Source organism: Amycolatopsis sp. cmx-11-12, assembly GCF_046269425.1.
In the GTDB taxonomy this organism is placed as follows: domain Bacteria; phylum Actinomycetota; class Actinomycetes; order Mycobacteriales; family Pseudonocardiaceae; genus Amycolatopsis.
Genome location: NZ_JADNQM010000003.1, coordinates 292,052 through 312,018 on the forward strand (window position 1 = coordinate 292,052; position 19,967 = coordinate 312,018).

General features: G+C 68.2%; 19 protein-coding genes. 17 read left to right on the forward strand and 2 right to left on the reverse strand.

Going from position 1 to position 19,967, the window contains the following annotated elements; translation table 11 throughout:
• Positions 1-2: 2 nt before the first annotated feature.
• Positions 3-2,123 (forward strand): RICIN domain-containing protein, encoded by a 2,121-nt coding sequence (locus tag ACLARN_RS05925; RefSeq protein WP_409490264.1) that lies wholly within the window; start codon positions 3-5, stop codon positions 2,121-2,123.
• Positions 2,124-2,835: 712 nt separating this feature from the next.
• Here the strand turns inward: ACLARN_RS05925 and ACLARN_RS05930 are convergent.
• Together ACLARN_RS05930 and ACLARN_RS05935 are read right to left on the reverse strand one after the other, a co-directional pair.
• Positions 2,836-3,450, reverse strand: a complete 615-nt coding sequence (locus tag ACLARN_RS05930; protein ID WP_409490265.1) for a (2Fe-2S)-binding protein — start codon at positions 3,448-3,450, stop codon at positions 2,836-2,838.
• Positions 3,450-4,310 carry a putative RNA methyltransferase gene (locus ACLARN_RS05935; RefSeq protein WP_409490266.1) on the reverse strand — a complete coding sequence of 287 codons (861 nt, stop codon included), beginning with the start codon at positions 4,308-4,310 and terminating at the stop codon, positions 3,450-3,452. Before ACLARN_RS05935 ends, ACLARN_RS05930 begins: the two co-directional genes overlap by 1 nt.
• Before the next feature lie 175 nt (positions 4,311-4,485).
• On the opposite strand from ACLARN_RS05935, the gene ACLARN_RS05940 reads away from it, so the two are divergent.
• From ACLARN_RS05940 to lepB, 16 genes are all read left to right on the forward strand, one after another.
• On the forward strand, positions 4,486-5,880 hold the full coding sequence (locus ACLARN_RS05940; RefSeq protein ID WP_409490267.1) for an ammonium transporter: 1,395 nt from the start codon (positions 4,486-4,488) through the stop codon (positions 5,878-5,880).
• On the forward strand, positions 5,877-6,215 hold the full coding sequence (locus tag ACLARN_RS05945; RefSeq protein WP_020630602.1) for a P-II family nitrogen regulator: 339 nt from the start codon (positions 5,877-5,879) through the stop codon (positions 6,213-6,215). The genes ACLARN_RS05940 and ACLARN_RS05945 overlap by 4 nt, the downstream gene beginning before the upstream one ends.
• Before the next feature lie 9 nt (positions 6,216-6,224).
• Positions 6,225-8,534 (forward strand): [protein-PII] uridylyltransferase, encoded by a 2,310-nt coding sequence (locus ACLARN_RS05950; RefSeq protein ID WP_409490268.1) that lies wholly within the window; start codon positions 6,225-6,227, stop codon positions 8,532-8,534.
• A gap of 102 nt (positions 8,535-8,636) precedes the next feature.
• Positions 8,637-9,029, forward strand: coding sequence for a hypothetical protein (locus tag ACLARN_RS05955; protein WP_409490269.1), 393 nt, complete (start codon positions 8,637-8,639; stop codon positions 9,027-9,029).
• A 50-nt stretch (positions 9,030-9,079) separates the two neighbouring features.
• The gene (locus ACLARN_RS05960) at positions 9,080-9,952 is read left to right on the forward strand and encodes a Ku protein (RefSeq protein WP_409490270.1); all 873 of its coding nucleotides are present in this window, start codon (positions 9,080-9,082) and stop codon (positions 9,950-9,952) included.
• A 259-nt stretch (positions 9,953-10,211) separates the two neighbouring features.
• Positions 10,212-11,801, forward strand: a complete 1,590-nt coding sequence (locus ACLARN_RS05965) for a pentapeptide repeat-containing protein (protein ID WP_409490271.1) — start codon at positions 10,212-10,214, stop codon at positions 11,799-11,801.
• A 78-nt stretch (positions 11,802-11,879) separates the two neighbouring features.
• Complete coding sequence (gene ffh / locus ACLARN_RS05970; RefSeq protein ID WP_409490272.1) at positions 11,880-13,424, forward strand: signal recognition particle protein; 1,545 nt, start codon at positions 11,880-11,882, stop codon at positions 13,422-13,424.
• A gap of 2 nt (positions 13,425-13,426) precedes the next feature.
• On the forward strand, positions 13,427-14,500 hold the full coding sequence (locus ACLARN_RS05975; protein WP_409490273.1) for an amidohydrolase family protein: 1,074 nt from the start codon (positions 13,427-13,429) through the stop codon (positions 14,498-14,500).
• A gap of 209 nt (positions 14,501-14,709) precedes the next feature.
• Complete coding sequence (locus ACLARN_RS05980; protein ID WP_409490379.1) at positions 14,710-15,480, forward strand: CPBP family intramembrane glutamic endopeptidase; 771 nt, start codon at positions 14,710-14,712, stop codon at positions 15,478-15,480.
• Positions 15,481-15,517: 37 nt separating this feature from the next.
• On the forward strand, positions 15,518-16,324 hold the full coding sequence (locus ACLARN_RS05985) for a CPBP family intramembrane glutamic endopeptidase (RefSeq protein WP_409490274.1): 807 nt from the start codon (positions 15,518-15,520) through the stop codon (positions 16,322-16,324).
• Between the two features lie 159 nt (positions 16,325-16,483).
• Positions 16,484-16,930, forward strand: a complete 447-nt coding sequence (rpsP, locus tag ACLARN_RS05990; protein ID WP_061984478.1) for a 30S ribosomal protein S16 — start codon at positions 16,484-16,486, stop codon at positions 16,928-16,930.
• Entirely contained in the window at positions 16,927-17,166 is a 240-nt protein-coding gene (locus tag ACLARN_RS05995; RefSeq protein WP_003103110.1) for an RNA-binding protein, read from the forward strand. Before rpsP ends, ACLARN_RS05995 begins: the two co-directional genes overlap by 4 nt.
• Before the next feature lie 16 nt (positions 17,167-17,182).
• Positions 17,183-17,695, forward strand: a complete 513-nt coding sequence (rimM, locus tag ACLARN_RS06000; protein ID WP_409490275.1) for a ribosome maturation factor RimM — start codon at positions 17,183-17,185, stop codon at positions 17,693-17,695.
• Positions 17,695-18,459 (forward strand): tRNA (guanosine(37)-N1)-methyltransferase TrmD, encoded by a 765-nt coding sequence (trmD, locus tag ACLARN_RS06005; RefSeq protein WP_409490276.1) that lies wholly within the window; start codon positions 17,695-17,697, stop codon positions 18,457-18,459. The genes rimM and trmD overlap by 1 nt, the downstream gene beginning before the upstream one ends.
• A 159-nt stretch (positions 18,460-18,618) precedes the next feature.
• Positions 18,619-18,987: a 50S ribosomal protein L19 gene (gene rplS / locus ACLARN_RS06010; RefSeq protein WP_409490277.1), complete on the forward strand. Its 369-nt coding sequence runs from the start codon at positions 18,619-18,621 to the stop codon at positions 18,985-18,987.
• Positions 18,988-19,018: 31 nt separating this feature from the next.
• Positions 19,019-19,948: a signal peptidase I gene (lepB, locus tag ACLARN_RS06015; protein WP_409490278.1), complete on the forward strand. Its 930-nt coding sequence runs from the start codon at positions 19,019-19,021 to the stop codon at positions 19,946-19,948.
• Positions 19,949-19,967 lie beyond the last annotated feature (19 nt).

A 19,967-nucleotide genomic window follows, 5' to 3' on the forward strand; every position in this document is an offset into this window, starting at 1 on the left:
AAGTGCAAACCGAAACCCGAAGAATCCCGCGGCGGGGCCTCGTGCTTTTCGCCGCGTGCCTGGCCGGGAGTGCCGTCTTCACGGCAGCGCCCGCGCAAGCGACGTCGCCCGAAACCGTGGCGCGTGCGCAGAACAAACCGGTCGAGATGCGCTCGGAGCGCACCGAGAACTCGGTCACGTTCGCCAATCCCGACGGCTCCCGCACCACCCAGGTGCACGGTGGCCCGGTCCACGTCCGCCGAGGGGGTGACTGGGTACCGGTCGATCTGACCCTCGTGAAGAGCGCCGACGGTCTCGTCCGGTCGAAGGCGCATCCACGCGACCTCGTGCTGGCAGGCGCGACAGGCGGGAGCGGGGACCTCGCCACCGTGCAGAGCCCGGACGGGAAGGTGGCCCTTCAGTACCCGGGTGCGCTGCCCGAGCCCGTGCTGACCGGTGAGGTCGCCACCTATCCGGAGGTCCAGCCCGGCGTCGACCTCCAGGTCAAGGCCACGCGGACCGGGTTCGAGCAGTTCTTCGTCGTCAAACGGCGGCCCGATCGCGCGCTGACGTTCGAGCTTCCCCTGCGGGCCACCGGGCTCACGCCGCGCACCGACGCGGACGGGAACACGCAGCTCGTGACGGCGTCCGGCGCGGTGGTGGGCAGCGTGCCCGCCGCCGAGATGTGGGACTCGCGGATCGACCAGCGCAGCGGCGACCCCGCCGCCAAGGTGAAGGTCGGGAAGGTGGTGTCCGCCAAGGAACGCGGGACACTCGGCCTGAACGTGACGCCGGACGCGGGGTACTTCGCCGACCCGGCACGGGCCTACCCGGTCATCGTCGATCCCGGTGTCTCGGTGTGGACGAACTTCGACACCTTCACGCAGTCGAACATCGCGACCATCGATCAGTCGGGCGCCACCGAACTCCGCATCGGCACCTACGACGGCGGAGCCACGAAAGCCCGGTCGTATCTCCACTTCGACGTGTCGCGGTTCCGTGGCACGCAGATCGATTCGGCCACGCTGTCCTTGTGGGGTAACCATTCCTACTCGTGTTCGCCGCGCAACTGGGAGATCTGGGACACCGCGCTCGTCGGCACCGGCACCCGCTGGGCGAACCAGCCCGCGCCCCTCACCCGGTGGGCGACGACGGGCGCGACCCGCGGCTACAGCGCGGCCTGCCCGGCCGACTGGGTCCGGACCCCGATCGGGAACCTGATCGGCGCCTGGGCCGGCGCGGGCGTCACGACCGGTTCGATGCTGCTGAAGGCGGAGAACGAGGCGGATTCCTTCGGCTGGAAGAAGTTCTCGTCCAGTGAGGGCGGCAAGTCGCCGTACATCGAGGTCACCTACCGGAATCAGCGGCCGAATCCCGCCGCCGGGCACGACATCTCGGACCGCGTCGACGCGGGCGGTGTCATCCAGACGAAGTCCCTCACCCCGACGCTGCGCTTCACACCGACGGACCCCGACGGCGGCAACGTCACCGCGGTCTTCTACGTCTATGAAGGCGAAACGATGATCGGGGACTACTGGCGATGGGACGTCCCCTCCGGAACCACGGCGACCTGGACGGTGCCGCCGGGGTTGTTGCAGGACAACCACAGCTATCGGTTCCGGGCCACCACGTTCGACCCAGGCGGAGAGTTCGGCGACGACGCCTGGGTCTCGCTGCAAGCGGTGTCGAGCGGCCTCTACGCCGACGTCGCCGCGTGCGGCTGGAACAACGGCACCAAGGTCCAGCAGTGGCCGTCCAACGGCGCGGACTGCCAGAAGTTCTTCCCGTGGGGCACCGGCGACGGCTACTACCAGTTCCGCGCCAAGCATTCCGGGCAGGTGCTGGACAACACCGGCTGCAACACGGCGAGCGGGAATCCGGTGACCACCTACGACCGCGTCGCGGGCGCGTGCCAGAAGTGGACGATCGAACCACAGACCGTCGGGACGGGGGTGTACCGGTACGCCATCCAGAACGCGGGCAAGCTGCTGGACCAGGGTTGTACCGCGGGCCAGGGCGCGCCGCTGTTCATCTGGGACCGGATTCCCGGTCGCGGCTGCCAGAACTGGCGGATGCCGGTGTCGCCGTCGAACGGGGCCACCGTCCAGTGGCTGCCGTTCACGGTGAACACGGCGGCCGAGTAGCGCCTCAGGGGCGGACTGGCGTCGTGAGCCCTTCGCCGCGTTTAGTCCTCTAGTCGCGCTCCTTGCACGTGCAACTACCGCGATCAGAGGACTAAACGCGGAGTTCTAGTGTCGTGAGTTAGAAATTCGCGCCGTAGATTGTTGCTGGTATCCGGTCACCCATCGCTGAATGAACCCCACCTGCTCGTCGAAGGAATTGGGACACTCAACGATGCTGTTGGCGAATTCGTGGCCAGGCGAAAGGGTCCCCGGGGTCGTCGCGTGTTCTTAAGGAGGTCACGCGTGACCGCCACCCAGTCACGCGAGATCTCCGTCCAAACACACGTGATCGCCGTCCAGACACGCGTGTGGTCCCCAGCAACACGCCAGGAGAGCTTCGTGTGGCCACGAATTCACCAACAGCATCAGTCAACGTCCCCATTCCTTCATGGACGGCCGCTGAATCGTTGCTCCTGAGGTTGGTGGGATTATTTACCGCTCACGAACCACTTGCCCGAACGGCCGCCGCCGCTCGCGGTCCTGTCAGGACCCGGATTCGCCAACAATGCCGGACCTGGTGCGTCGCGAAAGCCACTTTCGGGACGTCAGATGTCCCGAAAGTGGCTTTCGCGACACGTGCTGGGGGTGGCTGGGGCGCACGGTACGCCGAACAGCGTGACACGACACCGGAACCTGAGCACGAACTCAAGTCGCGAACCAACGAATCGCCACACTAGCCGAGGGCGGCACGAAGCCGTCGGTCTCGCTCTTCCGGAGTCTGTCTCGGGCAACTGGTGCACTTCGGATTTCCCGCCTCGTAGATGAGGCAACAGGAAGCCCGCCGCACCACGGTGTTCCGCCCGACCCGCGAGAACCGCGGCTCCGGCATGCCGAGCCCGATCGCGGACACGAGCGGCGCGGCCAAGGCGGTCGCCCGGTCGATGTCGCCGGTCCACAGCAGCCGGTTGCCGATCGAATCCGTGGCGATGGCGCCGAGCGCACGCGGATTCGCGCCGGTGACCTGCGCGATCGTGCCGATCGCGGTGCCGAGCGTGCCGGCGAACGCCTCGCCGAGTTCGGGCAAGCCGCCGGGGAGGACCCGTGACGAACTGGCGCCCCTGAACCGGCCGTCCGGGACGAGGTCGATGGTGACGGCGTCGAGCGACGGATCCAACGGCTCACCCCGCACGAGCGACTCGACCGAAGGCGCGACGAGGACCGAGGACAGTGAGTACCACCAGATCGTGCCGAGCACCTCGGGCCGGGAGCAGCCGTAGAGCTTCGCGGCGCCGCCGATGCGGGCGCTGACCCAGGCGGCGTCGGCGAGCAGGGTCGCGGGCACCTCCATCAGGGCACCGGCCGGTACAGCGTGACGCTGAACGACGTCGTGACGTCCGCCGGTCCGGTGATCGCGTCGAGCCGTTCGCGGCGTCCGTCGCGGTGGAGGTGGTGCGCGCTCGGTCCCATCTCGACGACCTGGCGGATCTGGGCGGGCGACAATGTCACCCGTTCGGTGACCTCGCGCCGGTCCACCCGGCCGAAGCGCTCGCCGAGGGTTTCCTCCAGCCGCGCGTCCTTGCTGCCGTCGACGGAGATCACCAGGTCGCCCAGCTCGCGGAGGTGCCCAGGGTTCGGCGTCGCGACGACCAGCAGTCCGTCCGCGGTCAGGACGCGGTGGAACTGCGAGGCGTTCCGGGGCGCGAAGACGTTGAGGATCAGGGACGCGCTCGAGTCCGCCACCGGCCAGGGTTCCCACAGGTTCCACACGGCCGCGCCCGCGCGCGTGTGCGCGCGAGCGGCCCGGCGCAGGGCGACGGCGGAGACGTCGAGCGCCAGTCCGTACGCGCCGGGGACGGCGTCGAGCACGTGCGCGAGGTAGTACCCCGTGCCCGCGCCGGCGTCGACGATCAGCCCGTCCTGCACATGCTCCGAAGCCACCTTCGCAAGTTCTTCCGCGAGAGGGAGATAGGCGCCCGAAGAGAGGAGGTCGACGCGAGCCGCGACCATCGGCGCGGTGTCCGCCGTACCGGCCGGGATGCGTGCGTGCAGAAGGTTGACGTAACCCTGCTTGGCTACGTCGAACGAGTGACCCCGTCCACAACGCACCGTGCGATCGGCTGCCCCGACCGGGTCACCGCAGACAGAACACCGCAGCGACCGGACGATCTCCGGTGGCAGTGGGTCATTGCCGTGGACACGCGTGTTCATGGGGATATTCGACCACGACGTTTCGCAACCGGACAGAACGCACCAGGTCAGCGGAAACCTGGACGTAACAACGCCGCACCGACAGTTCACGCGGGTGAAACCTGAATCGCCGCCCGAGGAAACACCCCGGCCCAAAAATTCCTGCGCAGTACACCCCAGGCACGGGAGGAAGATTGTGCTGAACGCAGGAGATACGGCATGGGTACTGATCAGCGCCGCGCTGGTCATGCTCATGACACCGGGATTGGCGTTCTTCTACGGCGGCATGGTCCGCGCGAAGAGCGTTCTGAACATGTTGATGATGAACTTCATCGCGCTCGCCGTCGTCGGCGTCCTCTGGACGTTGTACGGCTTCACGATGGCTTTCGGCGACGACGTGGGCGGCGGGCTGCTCGGTAACTTCGATTTCGCCGGACTCTCGAACATCTCCGGCAAACTCGCCGGGTTCGCGACCGCCGCGACCGACACCGCGCCCGAGGTCGCCTGGCCCGGCGCGGACGCGCTGCCGCTGTTCGCCTTCGTGATGTTCCAGCTGATGTTCGCCATCATCACGCCCGCGCTGATCTCCGGTGCCATCGCCGACCGCGCCAAGTTCTGGGGCTGGACGCTGTTCGTCGCGGTGTGGGTGACCATCGTGTACTTCCCGGTGGCGCACTGGGTGTTCTCGTTCAACGGCTTCATCGGCGCCGACTCGGTCGGCGGCTGGATCGCCAACCAGCTCAAGGCGCTCGACTTCGCCGGCGGTACCGCGGTCCACATCAACGCCGGTGCGGCGGGCCTGGCGCTCGCGATCGTGCTCGGCAAGCGCAAGGGCTGGCCGAAGGGCACCGGACGCCCGCACAACGTGCCGTTCGTGCTCCTGGGTGCCGCGCTGCTGTGGTTCGGCTGGTACGGCTTCAACGCCGGTTCGTCGCTGGCCGCCAACGACCTCGCCGCGGTGGCCTTCACCAACACCACCGTCGCGACCGCGGCCGCGATCCTCGGCTGGCTGATCATCGAGCAGATCAAGATCGGCAAGCCGACCACGCTCGGCGCCGCTTCCGGCGCGGTCGCCGGTCTCGTCGCGATCACCCCGGCCGCGGGCTTCGTCAGCCCGCTGGGCGCCATCGCCATCGGTGTCATCGCCGGTGCCCTGTGCGCACTGGCGATCAGCCTCAAGTTCCGCTTCGGTTTCGACGACTCCCTCGACGTCGTCGGCGTCCACCTCGTCGGTGGTCTCGTCGGTACGCTGCTCATCGGCTTCTTCGGCACCACCAGCGTCAACTCGCTCGGCGTCGACGGCCTCTTCTACGGCGGTGGTCTCGGCCAGCTCGGCAAGCAGGCCGCGGCGGCGGGCGCCGTCCTCGTGTACTCGTTCGTGCTCACCTTCATCATCGGCTGGGTGATCAAGAAGCTCGGCGGATTCCGCGTCAGCGCGGAGGACGAGGTCAGTGGTATCGATGAGGCCCAGCACGCGGAGAGCGCCTACGACTTCAGCGGTTCGGGCGGCGGCCTCGGCCAGCCGACGAGCATCCCGGTCAAGGCGCCCACCGGCAACGCGGCCACGAAACTCGAGGAGAGCAAGGCATGAAGCTGATCACCGCGATCGTCAAGCCGTTCACGCTCGACGACGTCCGCTCCGCGCTGGAACAGCTGGGCGTGCTCGGCATGACGGTCAGCGAGGTGCAGGGCTACGGCAGGCAGAAGGGCCATACCGAGGTCTACCGGGGCGCGGAGTACTCCGTGGACTTCGTGGCGAAGCTGAGGGTGGAGGTCGTCACCGACGACTCCAACGTCGAGAAGGTCCTCGACGCGATCACCACGGCCGCCCACACCGGCAAGATCGGCGACGGCAAGATCTGGGTGACGCCGGTCGAGACGGTGATCCGGGTACGGACCGGCGAACGCGGCTCGGACGCGCTATAGGCGTCAGGGATGGCCGACGGGGGTGAGCTGGTCAAGGCCACCGAGCGATTGCTCGAGGGCAGGCACGGGAGGCTAGGGGCGGCCGCGTTGCGGGCGGCCCTGGTCGACCTCTACGAATTCTGGTTGGGCAAGGGCGCCGCGGCGGCCGGTGTCGACACCGCTGAACCCGGTGTCGCGCTGGCCGCCGTCGGCGGCCTCGGGCGCCGCGAACTGGTGCCCTTCTCCGACCTCGACCTGCTGTTGCTGCACAACGGCAACAAGGGTGTCGGCGAGATCGCCGACGCGATCTGGTACCCGTTGTGGGACGCCAAGATCGGCCTCGACCACTCGGTCCGCACACCGGGTGAGGCGCTGAAGGTGGCGTCCGAGGACCTGCGGACCGTGGTGGGGCTGCTCGACATCCGCCACATCGCCGGGGACGCCGAGATCACCGCCAGGCTGGCGGACGCGGCACGGGACCAGTGGCGGCGGACGGCCCGGAAGCGGGTCGGTGAACTGTCGGACGCCGTGCGGCAGCGCTGGGCTCGCAGCGGCGAGATCGCGCAGTCCGCCGAGCCCGATCTCAAGCATGGCCGAGGCGGGCTTCGCGACTTCGCCGTCTTGGAGGCGCTGGCGGCGGCGCAGCTGACCGCGAGGCCTGGCGAGGAACTGCTGGCGGCCAAGGCGTTGCTGCTCGACGTCCGGACGGAATTGCGCCGGGAACTGCGCCGGGAGCGCGACATCCTCAGCGCGCCGGAGGCCGAGACGGTCGCGGGCGAACTAGGGTTCGGCGACCGGTTCACCTTGGCGCGTAAGCTTTCCGGTGTCGGCCGGACGATCGCGTACGCGGTCGACGTGGCGCTTCGGTCCACTGTGGAACCACCCAAGGCGCGGTTCGGGCGACGGCCGGTGCGGACGCCGCTCGACGAAGGTGTCGTCCTGCACGGGAACGAGGTCGCGCTGGCGCGGGACGCGGTGCCAGCCAAGGATCCGGCGCTGCTGCTGCGGGTCGCCGCGGCGTCGGCCCGGATCCGGAAGCCCATTTCGCACGGGACGCTGCGGGCGCTCGCCGAGACGGCGCCGGAACTGCGCGCGCCGTGGCCTGCCGACGCCCTCAAAGCGCTGGTGGAGCTGCTCGGCGCGGGCGACGGCCTGGTCGACGCCGTCGAGGCGCTCGACAGGACGGGGCTGTGGGCGCGGCTGTTCCCCGAATGGGGTGCGGTGCGGGATCTCCCGCCGAGGTCGCCGGTGCATTCATGGACCGTCGACAGGCATCTCGTGCGCGCCGCTGTCGAGGCGTCGAAACTGACGACCACCGTTTCGCGGCCGGACCTGCTGCTGATCGGCGCGCTGCTGCACGACATCGGCAAGGGCCGCGACACGGACCATTCCGAACTCGGCGCGAAGATCAGCGCCCAGGTGGCGGCCAGGCTCGGGCTGCCGGAGGCCGACGTGGCACTGGTGGCGGCGATGGTGCGGCATCATCTGCTGCTGCCGCACACCGCGACGCGGCGGGACATCAGCGATCCGGCCACGATCCAGCGGGTGACGAAGACGCTCGACGACAATCTGGTCCTGCTGGAGTTACTGCACGCCCTGACGACGGCCGATTCGCTGGCCACCGGGCCGGGTGTGTGGACCGACTGGAAGGCCCGGCTGCTCGCCGAACTCGTGTCCGGTTGTGAAGAGGCGTTGCACGGCAAGGGTTTCGTGCCGCCGGAACCGATGGGCGCCGAACAACGGGAACTCGTCGCCGAGGCCGTCGCTTCCGGCCGCGGCGAGGTGCGGATCTCGGCCGTCGGCAAGGTCGTGACCGTGGTGCTCGCGGTCCCAGCCCGCGCCGAACTGCTGGCGCCCGCCGCGGGAGTGCTCGCGTTGAACTCACTGGAGGTCCACGCGGCGGTGCTGCGCGGGCACGACGGGGGACGAGCGGGCGTGTTCACGGCGTCGCCGAAGTTCGGCTCGCTGCCCGACGTCACGTTGCTGCGTGAGCAGTTCGCGCGGGCGGTGGCCGGGACGATGCCGCTCACGCAGCGTCTCGCGGCGAAGGAACGGGACTACGGCGAGACTCCCACCGCGAACGTGAAGGTGATCTGGTTCGACGACGAGACCAGCGGGCACGACACGGTCGTGGTCGAACTGCGGGCCGCGAACCGGATCGGGCTGCTGTACCGGGTCGCTGGCGCGTTGCGGCGATGTGAGGCCGAGGTGCGCTGGGCGAAGGTGGCCACCCTCGGTGGCGCGGTCGTCGACTCGTTCGCCGTCGCGCCGAGGACCGGAAGGGTCGACCAGGCGTGGCGGTCGAAGATCGAAGCCGCGCTGCTGACCGCGGCTTCTTGACGCGGGTGCACGTATGGATCGGGGTGTCGCGCGAGTGGCGGAGGGTAGTGGTGGCAGGATGTCCGCCGTCGAGACCCGAAGGATCCGGAGGGCGGTGAGCGCGTGCTGGGCCACGAGCAGAACCCGCCAGGACCGCAGCGGCTCACGTTGCCGCCGACCGTGGTCGCCTCCCACCTCCGCGCGTGCGCCGACGACCTCGCCGTCAGCCTGACCGCGTCCGGTACCGCCGCGACCGTGCCCGAACTGCTCAAGGTGGTCCGGCATCTCGTCGCGGGCCAGCAGGCGCTGGCCATCGCGCTCGAAGGCATGGCGGGCCGGGTCGAAGGGGGCGGCGAGGGCGCACTGGCCACCGCCAGGGGCATCGACGTCGAAGTCGTAGCGGAAGTACTCCGAGCGGCCGCCACCGCTGTCGACTGTTCGGCGGAGGCACTCGCCGAATCACGTCCGTCATTCGAATGTGTGAGCGAATCGGTCGCCCCTGACACCCGTTTGTAGCTGTCCCGCCGCTTGGGCGCGTGGATACGCTGACCAGGCGGAGGTGGGCCATGCGGACGGTGTGGAAAGGCACGATCGGATTCGGGACCTACGCCATCCCGGTGAAGGCGTACAGCGCGACCGAAGAGCACAACATCCCCCTCCATCAGGTGCACGAGCCGGACGGCGGCCGGGTGCGGGTGAAGTGGGTCTGCGAGGTCGACGGGGCCGAGGTACCCGCCCCCGAGATCGCCAAGGGATATCCCGTTCCCGGTGGTGACGTCGTCCTGCTGACCGGCGGGGACTTCGCGTCGCTGCTCGCGCCGACCACCCAGTCGATGGACGTCGTCGGCTTCACCCCGGCCGAGCAGGTCGACCCGACGTACTTCGCGCGCAGTTACTACCTCGAACCGGAGCCGGCGGGCACGAAGCCGTACGTGCTGTTGAGCGAGGCGCTCCAGCAGTCCGGGCGGATCGCGCTCGTGAAGGTGACGCTGCGGCAGCGGGAGACGCTGGGCGCGCTGCGCGTGCGGGACCAGGTGATCGTGCTCGAGACGATGCTGTGGCCCGACGAAGTCCGGCGGCCCGACTTCCCGTTCCTGCACGAGGACGTCGACCTGCGACGCGGGGAACTGCGGAACGCGGTCTCGCTGATCGAAGACCTCACGGAGGACTTCGATCCCGGTCGGTACACCGATCGCTACCGGGAAGCGCTCGAAGCGCTCATCCAGGCCAAACTGGACGGCGACGACGTCCTCCAACCGACCGCCGCGGAGCAGGCCGAGGGTGTGACGCGGCTGCTGGCGGCTTTGCAGCAGAGCGCCGTCGAGGCAGACCACGCTCCCGTCGAGAAGGCGAAGGCGGCCGCGAGCAAGGCGCGAGAGGCGCGTACACGGGCGAAGAAGGCTTCGTCGTCGGCCAAGTCGCGCGCCAAGACCAGTTGAGTAGTTCTACCCAGGGGTAGTTGGGGGTCTTCACGCTGCCGTGACCCCGCGGTGACCGGGCATTGTTATGCCATCGCGCGGAGAGAGCGCGGGCAGCGAATCGCCTGGTACTGGGGGTCCGGCGATACGAAGTCCCGCGAAGCTCGCCAAGTGTGCTTACGGTCGGCTCGCGGGGAGGCGAGCCTTCCGTAGGGGCTCCGGTACCGGTCTGCGAGGGGCGACCGGTCCCGGAGCCCTGTTTTGCGTTAGAACTGTGGACATGGACAAGCCGTGGCCTACGTGCGTCGTCAAGTCGTGTATCGGCATCCGGATCGGCGAACACGGTCGCTGCTTGACTCACAGTGAACCCGCGTCCCAAGATGAGTACTTCGCCGACGTCACGCCGGGCTCGAAAGTGGATCTCCGTGGGACGGAAATTTCCTCGCCGCTGATCGATCGGCTGCTGGCCGCCACACGAATCGAAGGTGGACGCGCGGCGTTCGGCGACGTAGACCTCACTGAAGCATCCTTGTCGGCTGCCATGTTCCGCCGGGTCGATTTCATCGGTCGTGCCACGTTCGATTCGGCAAATCTCGGTGAGGTCTACTTCATTGACGCGAGCTTCGCCGGTGAGGCGGGGTTCAGGCATGTGACTTTTGCTCAGGAATGCGTGTTCGATGCTGTCAAGTTCGGTGGTATGGCAAATTTTCAAGAGGCTTGTTTCAAGGATGGTGCGATCCTTGACGAGGATACTGCCTTTCTGGGGAGTGCTTGGTTCGAGAAAGCGATATTTCTCGGCCGCACGTATTTCGGGGGAGTCGGCTTCAACGGGTTCGCTCAGTTCGGTGGAGCAAGCTTTTCCTGCTCAGTTTCGTTTCGGGGAGCGGTTTTCGAGGAATCCGCCCAGTTTCAAGACGTTCATTTCGGCGGTGGCCTCGATTTCGCAGGCGTCGTGGTGGCCCAAGAGGCCGTCTTTCGAGGTGCAGAATTCGAAAAGGCGGATCTTCTCGGTCCGATGTTGGTCGAGAAGTTAACCTTGAAATCTGCTGTCTTCCGGAGGAATATTCGCATCGAAAGCGATGTGTTGGAGAGCGATACGCTGGAGATCGACTGCACGAGAGCGGTGTTCGAGGAGGGGGTTTCGCTGAGGCTTTCGCGCGCGGAAGTCAAGTTCGACCAGGTGATCCTGCGGAAACCGTCGACGATCGTCGCGGACACTGCCGTGGCCCTGCTCTCTTTGCGGGAAACCGACGTCGCGGACCTCATGCTCACCGATGTCTCTCTGTCAGAGTGTCGTTTCGCGGGCGCGCACCACCTGGACAAACTGCGACTGGAAGGCACCTGCACGTTCGGCTCGCTGCGAAAGCGCCAGGTGCTCGCTGAGGAACTAGCCTGGAGGGCCGACCGAAGCGCTCCGGTCGGCCCCCGCCGCATCGCCGATCTCTACCGCCAGCTCCGCAAGGCGCAAGAAGACAGCAAGAACGAACCCGGCGCCGCCGACTTCTACTACGGCGAGATGGAGATGCGCCGCCACAGCCCGGCCACCCCGTGGTCCGAGCGCTTCATCCTGTACCTCTACTGGCTCGTCTCCGGCTACGGCCTTCGCGCGCTAAGAGCCCTCGCGACCCTCGCCGTCCTCATCGCCCTGGTCACCGTCGCCTTCACTGCGGCGGGCTTCAAGACCACGCCCGCCTTCGGCGACACCCTCATCTACGTCGCCCAGAGCACCGTTTCGCTGGAAACGAAACTCACGTCGCTGCCGAAGGGCCTGACCCCGTTCGGCGAGGTCATGCGGCTGGTCATGCGCGTTCTCGGGCCGCTGCTGCTCGGCCTGACGCTGCTGGCCGTCCGCAACCGCGTCAAACGCTGACCCTGGACACCGACTACCCTGGGAAGCCGCCGGTCCGTACCGGCACGCCACAACGACCCAGCTGGAGCGTGCACACCCGTGTTCGACACCCTCTCCGATCGGCTCACGTCCGCCTTGCAGACCCTGTCTCGCAAGGGCAGGCTCTCCGACGCCGACATCGACGCCACCGCGCGCGAGATCCGTATCGCGCTGCTTGAGGCGGATGTCGCGCTGTCGGTGGTCAAGGACTTCATCGCCCGGATCAAGGAACGCGCCAAGGGCGCCGAGGTGCACGGCGCGCTGAACCCGGCGCAGCAGGTCATCAAGATCGTCAACGAGGAACTCGTCACCATCCTCGGCGGCGAGACCAGGCGGCTCACGTTCGCGAAGAACCCGCCGACGGTCATCATGCTCGCGGGTCTGCAGGGTGCCGGTAAGACCACCCTCGCCGGAAAGCTCGCGCTGTGGCTGAAGAAGCAGGGCCACGCGCCGCTGCTGGTCGCCTGTGACCTCCAGCGCCCCAACGCGGTCACGCAGCTGCAGGTCGTCGGCGAGCGGGCGGGTGTCACGACGTTCGCGCCCGAGCCCGGCAACGGTGTCGGCGACCCGATCGACGTCGCCCGCCGCGCCATCGACGAGGCCAAACGCGCCCAGCACGACATCGTCCTGGTCGACACCGCCGGTCGTCTCGGCGTCGACGAAGAGCTGATGAAGCAGGCCGCGGACATCCGCGACGCCGTTTCGCCGGACGAGACGCTGTTCGTCGTCGACGCGATGATCGGTCAGGACGCGGTCACCACGGCCGAGGCGTTCCGCGACGGCGTCGGCTTCACCGGCGTCGTGCTCACCAAGCTCGACGGTGACGCCCGCGGTGGTGCCGCGTTGTCGGTCCGCCAGGTCACCGGCCAGCCGATCCTGTTCGCGTCGAACGGCGAGAAGCTCGAGGACTTCGACCTCTTCCACCCGGACCGGATGGCCAGCCGGATCCTCGGCATGGGCGACATGCTCAGCCTCATCGAGCAGGCCGAGCAGCACTTCGACCAGGAGAAGGCCGAGCAGACCGCGGCCAAGCTCGGCAGCGGCCAGCTCACCCTGGAGGACTTCCTCGAGCAGATGCTCGCGGTCCGCAAGATGGGCCCGATCGGCAACCTGCTCGGCATGCTGCCCGGCGCCGGGCAGATGAAGGACCAGCTCGCGCAGGTCGACGACAAGCACCTCGACAAGTTGCAGGCGATCATCCGCGGCATGACCCCCGCCGAACGCGACGACCCGAAGATGATCAACGCTTCGCGCCGTCTGCGGATCGCGAAGGGCTCCGGTGTCGCCGTCCGCGACGTCAACGAACTGGTCAACCGGTTCTTCGAGGCGCGCAAGATGATGGCGCAGATGGCTGGCCGTTTCGGCTTCGGTGGCGGAGGCGGCGGGAGCAAGAACCGCAAGGGCAAGAAGGGGAAGAAGGGCAAGGGACGCGGCCCGACGCAGCCCAAGGTCCGCGGCGGCTTCCCCGGCGGCATGCCGATGCTGCCCCCGGGCGGCATGCCCGGCGGTCCTGGTGGTGGCATGCCGGACCTCTCCCAGCTCGGCGGCATGAACGACGTACCCGGGTTCGACCCGAAGAAGTTCAAGTTCCCGAAGGAAAAGTAGTCGTGGAGGCTCTGCACCTGGCGGGGGTCGTCCTGCCGGACGGCGAGCACCGCGAGCTGTGGATCACCGGCGGCCGGATCGCAGGCGAGCCGGTCGCCGGGGCGGAAACCGTTGTCCGGGAAGGCTTTCTCGTACCAGGCCTGGTCGACGCGCACTGCCACCCCGGGATCGGGGTCGGCGGCGTGACCACTCTCGAAGAGGCCACCGAGCAGGCGATCACCGACCGCGACGCCGGGACGCTGCTGATCCGCGACTGCGGGCTGCCGATCGACGTCCGGCCGTTGCAGGAACGCGCCGACCTGCCGCGGATCATCCGCGCGGGACGGCATCTCGCCTTGCGCAAGCGCTACATCCCCGGTCTCGGCATCGAACTCGAAGATCCTTCCGAGCTGCCGAAGGCGGTCGCCGAGCAGGCCCGTGACGGTGACGGTTGGGTCAAGCTCGTCGGCGACTGGATCGACCGTGGCGTCGGCGATCTCGCGCCGCTCTGGCCCGACGACGTCCTCGCCGAGGCCATCGCGGTCGCGCACGCCGAGGGCGCCAAGGTGACGGCGCACGTGTTCGGCCAGGCCGCGTTGCCCGGGCTGATCGACGCCGGGATCGACTGCCTCGAACACGGCACGGAACTCCTGCCGGATCAGCTGGACATCCTCGCCGAACGCGGGATCGCGCTCGTACCGACCCTGATCAACATCGAGAACTTCCCCGGCATCGCCGACAAGGCGGGCAAGTACCCGGCCTACGCGGACCACATGCGGGCGTTGCACGCCGGCGTCGGTCAGATGGTCTCGACGGCGATCGAGGCCGGCGTCGCGGTGTACGCGGGGAGCGACGCGGGCGGAATGGTCGAGCACGGCAGGCTCGTCGACGAGATCGAGGCGCTGCACAAGGCGGGCATGTCCGCCGAGCAGGCGCTGGCTTCGGCTTCGTGGGCGGCTCGCGAGTGGCTCGGCGTACCCGGAATCGTCGATGGCGCTTCCGCCGATCTGCTGGTCTACCCGTCCGATCCCCGCGAGGATCTCGCGGTGCTCCGCCATCCGAGCCACATCGTCCTGCGTGGCAAGATCTACGCCTGACCCGACTCCACCGGTGACCGGAGCGGCACTTAGCCGTGTCCTGTGAGTCTTGTTCGCGGTCTCCGCGCCCAGGCGGCCCCTGGCGGCACGGGCGATCCGACCGAGTACAACCCCGGTACGAGGCCGAATCGCCCGCACCGCCAGGAACCACCTGGATCACGGAGCCCATCGAACAAGACTCACAGGACACGGCTTAGCGTGGAGGCGTGGTGGACGACGGGCAGGCCCGCGAGCGTCTGGTGCTCGGAGCGCACTGGGGCTTCGTAGCGTTCTTCGCGGGTATCGCCGGGTATCACCTCGTCACGCTCGTCATGAGCTTCGTGATGTCGGGCCGCTTCGGCGGCTACGACCCGCTCGAACTCCGTGACGTCGGCCCGCTGCTGATCCTCGCGTTCCTGCCGACCCTCGTACTCGGCCTCAGCCCCACGATCGGCTCCCGCGTCTGGGGGCAGGGAATCCGTGCCGACTTCGGGCTGAAACCCACCTGGCGTGACGTCCGGATCGGGCTCGCCTGCGGAGCGGCCGCGCTCGCCGCCGGTTACCTCCTCAACCTGCTCCTGCTCGCCGTCTACGGGACCGACACTGCCGAGAGGTCCGTCGACGACTTCTCGCCCAGTCCGATCACCGAACTGTCGGGGACCGTCGAAGGCGACACGGTCTGGCTGGTGCTGGCCGCGGTCATCGTCGTCTTCGCCGTTCCGGTCACCGAAGAACTGCTCTTCCGTGGCACGCTCTGGAACGCGATGGGCTTCCATCGCCTGCCCTCATGGGTGATCCTGCTGGTCACGGCGCTGATGTTCGCCCAGTTGCACGGCGAGGCGGCGCGTACGATCGCGCTGTTCGGTCAGGGGATCGCCATCGGTTTGGCCCGCCATCTTTCCGGCCGGGTGAGCGCGGCCGTCATCGCGCACGCCGCCAACAACCTCCCACCGGCTGTATTGCTCTTCGCGGGCGAGGTGATCGCCGGTCCTGGCGGTTAGAGTCTTTGAGTAACCGAACGATCACCGGAGGATCGGCGTGACCGTATCTCAGCCAAGGGAGCCGATCCCCGAGGCCGCGCCGCCGGACGAACTCGCTGCCGGAGGTGAGGTGGCCGCGCCCGCTACGCCACCGCCGCATCGCTGGGGATTCGGGGCCTTCCTGCTGGTGGAGGCCGTCCTGCTGGCGTCGGCGGCGTTCATCAGCGTCCTGCTCGGCGACGTCCAGCCCGGTCAGCCCCTGCCGATGCGCATGGTGTTGCTGGGCACGATGGTGCCCACGATGATCGCCGCCGGGGTCGCGCTGCTGATCACGCGGCTCCGCGGCAACGGCCCCTTCGCCGACCTCCGGATCGGCTGGAGCTGGGCCGACGTCAAGATCGGGCTCAAACTCGGGGTGCTCGGCCTCGGGCTCACCTCGCTCGCCGCCTACGTCTGGACCCAGGTCGTCGGCGACGCGAACGCGACCTCGGCGATCAGCGCGCTCGTGGAGGACCGGCGGATGTCGGTGTCGGCGGCCGTCGTGATGTTCATCTACCTGTGGCTGGTCGGGCCGATCTGCGAGGAGATCATCTACCGCGGCCTCCTGTGGGGTGCCGTCGAGCGGCTCCAATGGCGCACCGAACGCTGGGGGAGGATCGCGGCGTTCCTGGTCTCCACGGCCATTTTCGCGGCGAGCCACCTCGAACCGCTCCGCACCACGTTGTTGCTGGTGATCGCGATCCCGATCGGGCTCGCCAGGGTGTTCACCGGACGGCTGCTCGGCAGCGTGGTCGCCCATCAGGTGAACAACTTCCTCCCGGCCGTGACGATCCTGCTCGCCTCACTCGGGATAGCCGCGTTCTGACACTCTGTCGGCGTCTGGCAGAATGTACGCTTGCCTGCTTTGGCCGGACCCTCTCACCGCGCCCGAGCTCCGGACCTTCGGGTGTGCGTAGCCGTGTCCCCACTCGGCTTTCGTACGCCTTCCACCTGCATCAGAGAGAACTGAGGAGTACCCACACCCGTGGCCGTCAAGATCAAGCTGCAGCGTCTCGGCAAGATCCGTGCGCCGTACTACCGCATCATCGTCGCCGACGCGCGTACCCGCCGTGATGGCAAGGCCATCGAGACGATCGGCAAGTACCACCCGAAGGAAGAGCCCAGCTTCATCGAGGTCGACACCGAGCGGGCCCAGCACTGGCTGTCCGTCGGTGCCCAGCCGACCGAGCCGGTCCAGCGCATCCTCGAGATCACCGGTGACTGGCAGAAGTTCAAGGGCCTGCCGGGCGCCGAGGGCACCCTGAAGGTCGCCGAGCCGAAGCCGTCGAAGCAGGACCTGTTCAACGCCGCGCTCGCCGCGGCCGGTGACGCCCCGTCGACCGAGGCCACCACGCCGAAGAAGAAGTCCGCCCCGAAGAAGGCCGAAGCCGACAAGGCCGAGGCCGCCGAGGGTGACAAGGCCGAGGCGTGAGCTTCCTAGCTGACTCCCTCGAGCACCTGGTGCGCGGGATCGTCGACAACCCGGACGAGGTCCGGGTCGAGCTGCTGACCACACGCCGTGGCCGCACGCTCGAGGTGCACGTGCACCCCGACGATCTCGGCAAGGTGATCGGCCGGGGCGGTCGCACGGCGACCGCCCTGCGCACCGTCATGGGCGGCATCGGTGGCCGCGGCGTCCGCGTGGACGTCGTCGACACCGATCGCTGACCAAGGACACAACGGGATGGATGTCGTAGTAGGCCGGATCGCCAAGGCGCACGGAATCCGCGGGGAACTCGCGGTGGACGTGCGCACGGACTCGCCGGAACAGCGGTTCGCGGTCGGTTCGGCCGTCACGACGAAGCTGCGTGACGGCAGCAGCAGAAACCTCACCATCGCAGCCGCCCGCGAACACAGCGGGCGGCTGCTGGTGCGTTTCGAAGAGGTGTTGACCAGGGACGTCGCGGAGACCCTTCGCGGCGCTTTGCTGATCGCGGACACCTCGACGCTGCCGCCGACCGAAGACCCCGACGAGTTCTACGACCACGAACTCGAAGGCCTGCGGGCCGAACTCGCCGACGGCACGGTCATCGGCAAGGTGCTCGAAATCGTGCATTCGGCGGCAGGGGAACTGCTGTCGATCGAGCACGACGGACGTGAGGTGCTCGTCCCGTTCGTGAAGGCGATCGTCCCGGCGGTCGACGTCGCGGGCGGCCGCGTGGTCCTCGACCCGCCGGAAGGCCTGCTGGACGCCTGATGCGCCTCGACGTCGTCACGATCTTCCCCGAATACCTCGACCCGCTCCGAGCCGCGCTGCTCGGGCGCGCGATCGACCGCGGCCTCATCGAGGTCGGCGTACACGACCTGCGGAACTGGACGCACGACGTCCACCGCGCGGTCGACGACGCCCCGTACGGCGGCGGGCCCGGCATGGTGATGAAACCGCAGATCTGGGGCCCCGCCCTGGACGAGATCTGCGGCGAGAACACCCGCCTCGTGGTCCCGACCCCCGCCGGACGGCCGTTCACCCAGGCCATGGCCCACCAGTACGCCGCCGAGGAGCACCTGGTGTTCGCGTGCGGCCGCTACGAGGGCATCGACCAGCGGGTGATCGACGACGCCGCGCGGCGGATGCCCGTCGACGAGGTTTCGATCGGCGACTACGTGCTGGTCGGCGGCGAGGCCGCGGTACTGGTGATGGTCGAGGCCGTCGTCCGGCTGCTGCCCGGCGTGCTCGGGAACTCGCGCTCCGCCGAGGAGGACTCGTTTTCCGACGGCCTCCTCGAAGGCCCCAGCTACACGCGGCCCGAGGTGTGGCGGGAGCTGCCCGTGCCGGACGTTCTGCGCTCAGGCAACCACGCGCTGATCGACCGCTGGCGCCGCGACCAGGCACTGGAACGCACCGTGCGGCGCAGGCCGGAACTCATCGGCCGGCTGCCGGAAGACAGCCTCGACAAGCACGATCTCAAGGTCCTCGAACGGTTGGACGAGGACGCCGACGAGGCCGGTTCGAACACCTGAGGCCCGGTCTGCAATACTTGACAGGTTGGCGTGAGTGGACGCGCGGCTTAACAGCCGGCGTCGTACACCGGAACGCCATCAGCCCCCGGGTAGGTCGCAGTTCCGACACTGCGCGCCCAAGCTGCACGTAAGCCATACGAAGACGAGGACGGACCACCGATGAACACCCTGGACGCGCTGGACGCGCAGTCACTGCGTTCCGACATCCCGGACTTCCGACCGGGCGACACGCTCAAGGTTCACGTCCGCGTCATCGAGGGCAACCGCGAGCGTAACCAGATCTTCCAGGGCGTCGTGCTGCGTCGCCAGGGCGGCGGCATCCGCGAGACCTTCACGGTCCGCAAGGTGTCGTTCGGCATCGGCGTGGAGCGCACCTTCCCGGTGCACTCGCCGAACATCGCCGAGGTCGAGGTCTACAAGCGCGGCGACGTCCGCCGGGCGAAGCTCTACTACCTCCGCGACCTGCGCGGCAAGGCCGCCAAGATCAAGGAACGCCGCGAAAACCGCGAGAAGACCTCCGCTTCCTGAGTAGCCTCACGGTTACAGGTAGCCTGGCGTCGTGGTCGAACCCGTGTCCCAGAACACGTCCGAAGATGAGCCCGATCGCCCCGAAGAGGAGCGCCCCACCAGGGCCTCCCGACGGGGCCGATCCGGCTCCAAGAAATTCGGCAAGGTCAACAAGAAGCGGTCGTTCTGGAAGGAACTGCCGATCCTGATCGTCGTGGCACTCGTGCTGACGATCTTGATCCAGCAGTTCCTCGCCAAGGTCTACATGATCCCCTCGGGATCGATGGAGACCACCTTGCACGGCTGTAGCGGGTGCACGGGCGACCGGATCCTGGTCGACCGGATCACTTACGACTTCACCGACCCCGGCCCGGGTGACGTGGTGGTCTTCAAGGGACCGCCCGCGTGGGCGGGCGAGATCGAGACGCCGGAGTCCAGCAACATCTTCGTCAGCGGCTTCCGTGCGCTGGGGTCGCTGATCGGGTTCGCGCCGCCGGACGAGCGTGACTTCGTCAAGCGGATCATCGCGGTCGGTGGCCAGACGGTGCAGTGCTGCGACGACAACCGCGTGGTCGTGGACGGCAAGGCACTCGACGAGCCGTACATCCATTGGGAAGAGGGCACTGGGGCCACCCAGAAGACCTTCGACCCGATCAAGGTGCCCGCCGGATACGTCTACGTCATGGGCGACAACCGCAACAACTCCAGCGACTCCCGGTTCCAGGGCGGCGGCGGAGTGAATGGCGCCGTCCCGGTCGACAACATCATCGGCAAGGCGCGGGTCATCGTGCTCCCGCCCGGCCGCTGGGGTGGCGTTTCGGACCACAACCCGCAGGCGAACGCGCAGCCACTGGCGCTCGGCGCGCCTGCCTGGCAGCAGGGGCTTCCCCTGGGCGTCGGCGTCGCCGCGGCGTGGCCGGTGGTCTTCCTCGGCAGGCGGATGTCGTCCGGAGTGCGCAAGGCGGTCGACCGGAGGCGGTAAGGCCTTGAGAGTTCCTGTA

Excerpts from the sequence above, each read along its gene's own strand:
- ACLARN_RS05930 (WP_409490265.1), bottom strand. The coding sequence starts at position 3,450 with ATGGAGGTGCCCGCGACCCTGCTCGCCGACGCCGCCTGGGTCAGCGCC.
- ACLARN_RS05935 (WP_409490266.1), bottom strand. The coding sequence starts at position 4,310 with ATGAACACGCGTGTCCACGGCAATGACCCACTGCCACCGGAGATCGTC.
- ACLARN_RS05945 (WP_020630602.1), top strand. The coding sequence starts at position 5,877 with ATGAAGCTGATCACCGCGATCGTCAAGCCGTTCACGCTCGACGACGTC.
- ACLARN_RS05950 (WP_409490268.1), top strand. The coding sequence starts at position 6,225 with ATGGCCGACGGGGGTGAGCTGGTCAAGGCCACCGAGCGATTGCTCGAG.
- ACLARN_RS05960 (WP_409490270.1), top strand. The coding sequence starts at position 9,080 with ATGCGGACGGTGTGGAAAGGCACGATCGGATTCGGGACCTACGCCATC.
- ACLARN_RS05965 (WP_409490271.1), top strand. The coding sequence starts at position 10,212 with ATGGACAAGCCGTGGCCTACGTGCGTCGTCAAGTCGTGTATCGGCATC.
- rimM (WP_409490275.1), top strand. The coding sequence starts at position 17,183 with ATGGATGTCGTAGTAGGCCGGATCGCCAAGGCGCACGGAATCCGCGGG.
- trmD (WP_409490276.1), top strand. The coding sequence starts at position 17,695 with ATGCGCCTCGACGTCGTCACGATCTTCCCCGAATACCTCGACCCGCTC.
- rplS (WP_409490277.1), top strand. The coding sequence starts at position 18,619 with ATGAACACCCTGGACGCGCTGGACGCGCAGTCACTGCGTTCCGACATC.